General features: G+C 39.0%; 3 protein-coding genes. All 3 read right to left on the bottom strand.

Features of this window, described 5'->3' with window-relative positions; all coding sequences use genetic code 11:
- Window positions 1-266 precede the first annotated feature (266 nt).
- Window positions 267-2,618, bottom strand: coding sequence for an OmpA family protein (locus tag MM236_RS19550; RefSeq protein WP_241276688.1), 2,352 nt, complete (start codon window positions 2,616-2,618; stop codon window positions 267-269).
- 2 nt (window positions 2,619-2,620) lie between these two features.
- Window positions 2,621-3,595 carry a PorP/SprF family type IX secretion system membrane protein gene (locus MM236_RS19545; RefSeq protein ID WP_241276687.1) on the bottom strand — a complete coding sequence of 325 codons (975 nt, stop codon included), beginning with the start codon at window positions 3,593-3,595 and terminating at the stop codon, window positions 2,621-2,623.
- A 10-nt stretch (window positions 3,596-3,605) separates the two neighbouring features.
- Window positions 3,606-6,400 (bottom strand): CLIPPER-2 domain-containing protein (locus tag MM236_RS19540; RefSeq protein WP_241276686.1); only part of this gene is annotated, 2,795 nt, incomplete at its 5' end.

Here is a 6,400-nt window from a genome sequence, read left to right as displayed (position 1 = left end):
ACAGTAGAAATCCAACTCAAATCAACAGGGAAAAAGCTGAGGAAAACCCTGTTTTTGAACGAGAGTCAGCAAAAACTGGCAAAAATGTTCGATTTTTGATTTTGGGTGTCCCAGTGTCGAAGTCAGGAAAAAAGACGGAAAAGAAAAAAGACCACCCGAAACAGATGGTCCTTTAATAAATCTACAGGTTAGGGTATCTTAAAATAACCTCTTTTGCAATTAAACAATTCTCTTGTTTCTTTTCCCAATCTAAATGATTGGATTACTTATCTCTTCAATTTCAATTCAGTTCTTCGGTTTTGTTGGTGTTGGGATTCATTACAAACCCCACAATCATGGATAGGTTGAGTTTTGCCAAACCACTCGAAGTGCATCCTTGACTCCTCTACTCCTCTGTTGATCAAATAGTCCATGACCACTTTTGATCTTCGCTCCGATAGAGGCTTATTATACTCGTCACTCCCTCTTTGGTCAGTATGACCAGCGATATAAAGACTTAGGTTTTGTATGCGATTCATCATCAAGGCAGTTCTTTCCAGTTCCATTTTATGTACTGGTCTTATTGTAGATTTATCAAAGTCAAAATATACGATCGGAATCTCGTTCAGCTGCTTTTGCAACTCTTCAAAAATCCCAAATTCATCACAGATATCCTTATCCAAGAATTCGGCAGGAAGTTCATAATCTTTGTTTGGATCAGGGAAAGCCTCCAATATCAACTCCGATCTTCTGTTCAATTGATGGTCTGTTTCAGGGCAAGGTACTCCATCTCCACAATCATTTGTCAATCTATCCTCCCCATACCAATCTGCTCGCACCCTATTTTCTTCAATGTTATACTTAGACAAAAACTCCAATACTGCTTTTGCCCTTCTTTGGCTAAGCTCTTGATTGTAGTCATCAGAAGCGCGAGCATCTGTGTGTGACCCTACCAATAGGTCTAAGAAAGGATACTTCTGCATCAAGGAGCCGAGCTTGTCAAGGGTGGTAGCTGCATCTTGTCTTATCGCAGAACTGTCCAGATCGTAATATACTATATCTACATAAACAGGCATTTGATAAGGGATTTTGGCAAGCCTATAGTCCTTTCTCAAAGTATCTTCTTCCAAATTCACAGTACTAAGTGTATTGTCAAAAATACTGAAATAACCCTTTTTGCTAATTTTCAATTCGAAATTGCTATCAGGCGAAAGGGAAGCAATCACAGCCCCATCATTTCTTCTTTCGGAAGTAATGTCATTATCTTGATTTGAACCTCTAAGTTCCACATCAAATTGCTCTTTGATCATTACTTCATCACAATCCATAACCCTGGCCAACAATGTTTTGCTTGAATATTCAATACTATAGACATCATCCATACCAGCTCCACCGACGCGGTCACTAGAAATAAATCTTTTTCCATTTGGTCCTTGACTATAGGCAAAATCATCCCTAGTGGAATTGATTGGAGCGCCTAAATTATCAACCTTCTGAGGGTTTGATTGAGAAAAATCAACAACGAAAACATCCAAGCCCCCAAGACCAAAGTGTCCGTTTGATGAGAAATACAGTTTGTCTCCTATAGTATAAGGGTGGCTTTCATTTTTGGATGTATTGATGGTTGACCCAAGATTGACAGGTTCAGAAAAGTTAAGGTCATCGTCGTAATTGACAAAATAAAGATCCACTCCCCCATAGCCTCCAGGCATATCAGAAGAAAAATAGATCTTCTTATTGGCTTCATCGACAAAAGGATGCATCACACTATAGCTAATCGCATCATTGAAGGAAAGGCTTTTAGAGGAAGATAAAATACCGTTTTCATTTATCTTACTATAAAAAATCTCTGTCCCAACCTCAATAGATCGTTTTTTTCCTGCTTTGGTGATATTTCTGGTCGCTGTATAGAATACCAAGCCCTTTTCGTACATAAAGCTTGGATCTGAAAAATGCATTACTTCCAGATCATCCAGTTCCAACTTAGTCAATGCACCAGTTGAATCTTTTCTAATAATCCTGAAAAACTGTCTATCATTGAAGTCATATTTTTCTTCACTGTAAATATTATTCAAATCAAGTCTAATAGGAGCTTTTTCTGTTGGAATCACATCACCTCTATCTGTTGAGAAATAGACATTTCCTCCTTCATCCAATGAAAGACCGTAATCAGAACCTTCACTATTTACACCTTCTACTGGAACCAGCTTTAAATTTGTTCTATTTTTATACAGGTCGTTTAGTTTTTCTTCTTGTATTTCAGGGAAATCAATTTTGGAAAATGCGCTATCTTTCAACAAGGAGTCCAAATCCAAATTTCCATCTGACATTTGATAAGAAGAAACGATAAATTCCTGATAATCTACCCTCGTTGCCTCTTCAAAAGAAATCACCTTTGACCACCAGACATTTGATTTTTGGTAATCACGCATGATCGAATAGGATTGCGCTACTTTCTTGGCTGTCTGATATTTTTCTTTTCTATCAAAGGCCTGTTCGTACGCCTCTGCTGCCTCTGGATAGTTTGCAAGTCCAAACTGCTTATCTGCGTATCTTAGAAGAGGGTTTTGTGCATAAACTGTCACTGAACTCAAAGAAGTCAGCATAAATAGGATTGCTATCGTAAAAATATTTTTCATAATTAGAACCATCTTGGATTTTTCATGCTCACACTTCTAGGGCTAATGTAGTATCCTACAGAAATCTCATGGGAATTATTCCTGTAGTCACTAAGTACATTTATATTGTGGTCATATGCATATCCTAGCCTCAAATTACTTGTGGCAAAGATCTCCATAATAAATGCCACTGCATTTCTTTGGTTGAGATTATCTTGAAGATTTTCCATTCCTACTTGTACATTTGACCTATATGATGTCCCTAACCACAATCTTTCTTTGAAAAGAAACATGGCATTGATATCAAAACTTGTAGGTGCTCCTTTTACCTCTTTGATAAGAAAAGAAGGTTTGATCTGAACACTGCTTGATATAGGTACCATGACACCAGCTGTAAAATAATAGTGAAAATCATGGTAAGCCAAAGCAATATCCTCTCGCTCCAACGCTTTTTTGCCAATCATATTGAATGCACTTAAACCAGCATAGAAACGAGTATTGTGAAAGAAAAGCCCCATATTCATGTTTGGAGTGAATAAATTCACCCTTCCCTCTGGTATATTTGGATCACTTGGATCATTGAATCTCATCATATCTCCATCTATAGCATATTCGCTAGCACCAGCACTTATCCCCATACCTAAAAACGACTCCCTACCAGTCTGGATTCTATAGGCGTAAGAGAGCATTGCTCCATTAGTATTTGTAGGGCCAATTTTATCAGATAAAATTGACAAACCAAAACCCATAAGCCCCTCATTTGCACTCAAATCTGCTGTGACAGTGAAAGTTTTTGGCGCTCCAGGAAGATTTACCCACTGACTCCTATAAGTACTTTGTATATAAGGTTCGCCTTTGTACCCAGCATATGCTGGGTTGATATGAAGACCATTGAAAATATATTGACTAAACTGAGGCAACTGTTGACCCTCAACGACTCCCGAAAAAATCAGTGTCACCAGTAAAGCTTTTCCTAGTAAATTGAAAATCTTTTTCATAATGCTTCGATTATTCTTTAATTACTTGTACCCAACCCTTGAAATCATGACTTCTGCCTTGGGAATCTGTACCTACCAAGATATAGAAGTATGTTCCTGCAGGAAGACCTTCAGCAGACCAGTCATTTTGATAATTAATTCTTTCGAAGACATGATCCCCGTACCTGTTGATTATTACTATTTCATTACTTGGAAACTTCCCAAGACCCTTTATCTCAAATTGATCATTCAGTGAATCCCCATTTGGCGTTATTACATTCGGAATAAAAAACGGCTTGATGGTATTCGTATCGGTTGCCGTATTGTCATCAGGATTTGACTCCTCACCAGAAGATGTGACAGTGACCACATTTGTAACGGTCAATTCAGATCCGTTTGGAAGTGCATTTGCCTTCACCAAAACCCTAATTGTCATCGTCTCACCTGCTGGAAAAACAGGGACTGTCCAAATCAACCTATCTCCAACAACATTCAGAGAAGGGTCTATTAAACTACTGCTTGAAACAATCGCCGAACTGATATAGGTGACTCCATTGGGAAGCTCATCAACAATCTCAACATCTGTAACATCCACGTCACCATTGTTGGCAATGATGATTTCATATTCAAATTCATCACCTTCGAAAATCTCTACTTCAAAAGAAGTTTTTGAAATTGCCAAATCAACTACATCTTCCAAAAGTCTAAAGGTTACAAAAGCACTGTCTATATTATCAGGATTAATAACTTCGCTTAAGAGATATCGCAATCGATATTCTCGCGCTTCATTCAACCCTGGTATCAAGCTCAACTCACCATTTGGATTGATCAGCAAACCTAGGATCCCATCCAAATCTGTGAATACAAAATCAACATCATCAGGATTTGGTCTTTGACCATCTAACAAATCGTTCTCCAAGACATTTCCTATCAGACCTTCATGGCTAACCCTAAATTCACCCATATCATCATCATTTGCGATGATCGGCCTAACAACATGAACTTCTTGACATCTGACACCAAAATCAATGTCTAACCTGACTCTAGAACTTGTATTAAGTGTAAACTCAATTGGATTGCCTGTAGTAACTCCACACTCAATAATTGGATCGCTTTTGACTCTACCACCGAAATTAGGGATCACTTTCACTTTACCGGAATTCCCTATAGCTTCGGCTGCAAGTTCAAGCTCCTCGTCTATAACTAATTCCACGGTATAAGCACCCAAGGCTGACGGCCTAGTTCTATAATACCCTAATATCCCGATTTGAATCTCTTCAAAGTAACCTTCTGGTCCACTCACTTGAATATTGGCGCTGTTTGAATTTCCAAAACCAGCTTTCCTTAGTTCGCCTTCATTTTCTGGCCCATCAAATCTGCCATCGCCATTGAAATCAATCCACTCCCAAGCATCAAAATCTACATAGCCATTTTCATCTGGAATATTTAATGTGACTTCATTGTCATCATTCGCATCATACCACTCATCTTGCACCCCATTACCATTCAAGTCGTACCAAACAAAATCACCAATTACATTTCCATCAAAAGTTTCATACCCAAAGTCTTTTGTTATGAAATTACAATTTTCGATTCTCGTAAAGAATAGGGATGACTCCACTGGATACAAACCCTTCGCACTGTTTAGGTTGGCATCTTGAACTTGTATAAGATAGTCTCCAGGCACAATATCGGTGAAAAAATACCTTCCATCTGCTTGCGTAACTTGCAATAATACCTGTCCAGAAGTCCCTTCTTGAGGTATCAATGTAACAGGAACACCTGCCAATGGCTCACCATTATCAGCATTGAATACAATCCCTTGAATCTTAGTCCTTCCTTCACAAATAACATCGACATCAACCTGATCTTCATCTTCTACTAAATTCCCTAACCCATCTTGACCTGTAACATTGGCAATATTGATAATTGGGACTTGAGCAAACTCATCTTCCTGCGTAACTGTATAACTAACCGATATTGAACTGCTCTCGCCTGGTGACAAAGTTCCAATATTTTCTTCAACCCCAAGTTTAGCATCTATAATAAGCACATCAGTCAAAGTCGTGTTGCCTGTATTCGTAACAGTCAAGGTGTAGACAATAACTTCGCCCGCCTCACTTACTGCTGTCTTATCTGCTGTTTTGCTTAGGGATATGCTACTGTTTTGATCAACCGGTGTTTCTACTTCATCCGAACCTTCGGGAGTTTCTCCATTTGGATCTGTACCCTGAACACTTGCTGCATTCAAAATGCTTCCTGAATCAATATCCTCCTGTGTAACTGTGTAGCTAACCGATATTGAACTGCTCTCGCCTGGTGACAAAGTCCCAATATTTTCCTCAACCCCAAGTTTAGCATCTATAATAAGAACATCAGTCAAAGTCGTGTTGCCTGTATTCGCAACCGTCAAGGTGTAGACAATAACTTCGCCTGCCTCACTTACTGCTGTCTTATCTGCTGTTTTGCTTAGGACAATGTTACTGTTTTGATCAACCGGTGTTTCTACTTCATCTGAACCTTCCGGAGTTTCACCATTTGGATCTGTACCCTCTACACTTGCTGCATTCAAAATGCTTCCTGAATCAATATCCTCTTGCGTAACTGTGTAGCTAGCCGATATTGAACTGCTCTCCCCTGGTGACAAAGTCCCAATATTTTCCTCAACCCCAAGTTTAGCATCTATAATAAGCACATCTGTCAAAGTCGTGTTGCCTGTATTCGTAACAGTCAAGGTGTAGACAATAACTTCGCCCGCCTCACTTACCGCTGTCTTATCTGCTGTTTTGCTTAGCGCAATGTTACTGTTTTGATTAACTGGCGTTT

The sequence above is a fragment of the Belliella calami genome (assembly GCF_022549695.1).
Classification (GTDB): domain Bacteria; phylum Bacteroidota; class Bacteroidia; order Cytophagales; family Cyclobacteriaceae; genus Belliella; species Belliella calami.
This window is presented reverse-complemented; position numbering and strand designations above follow the sequence as displayed.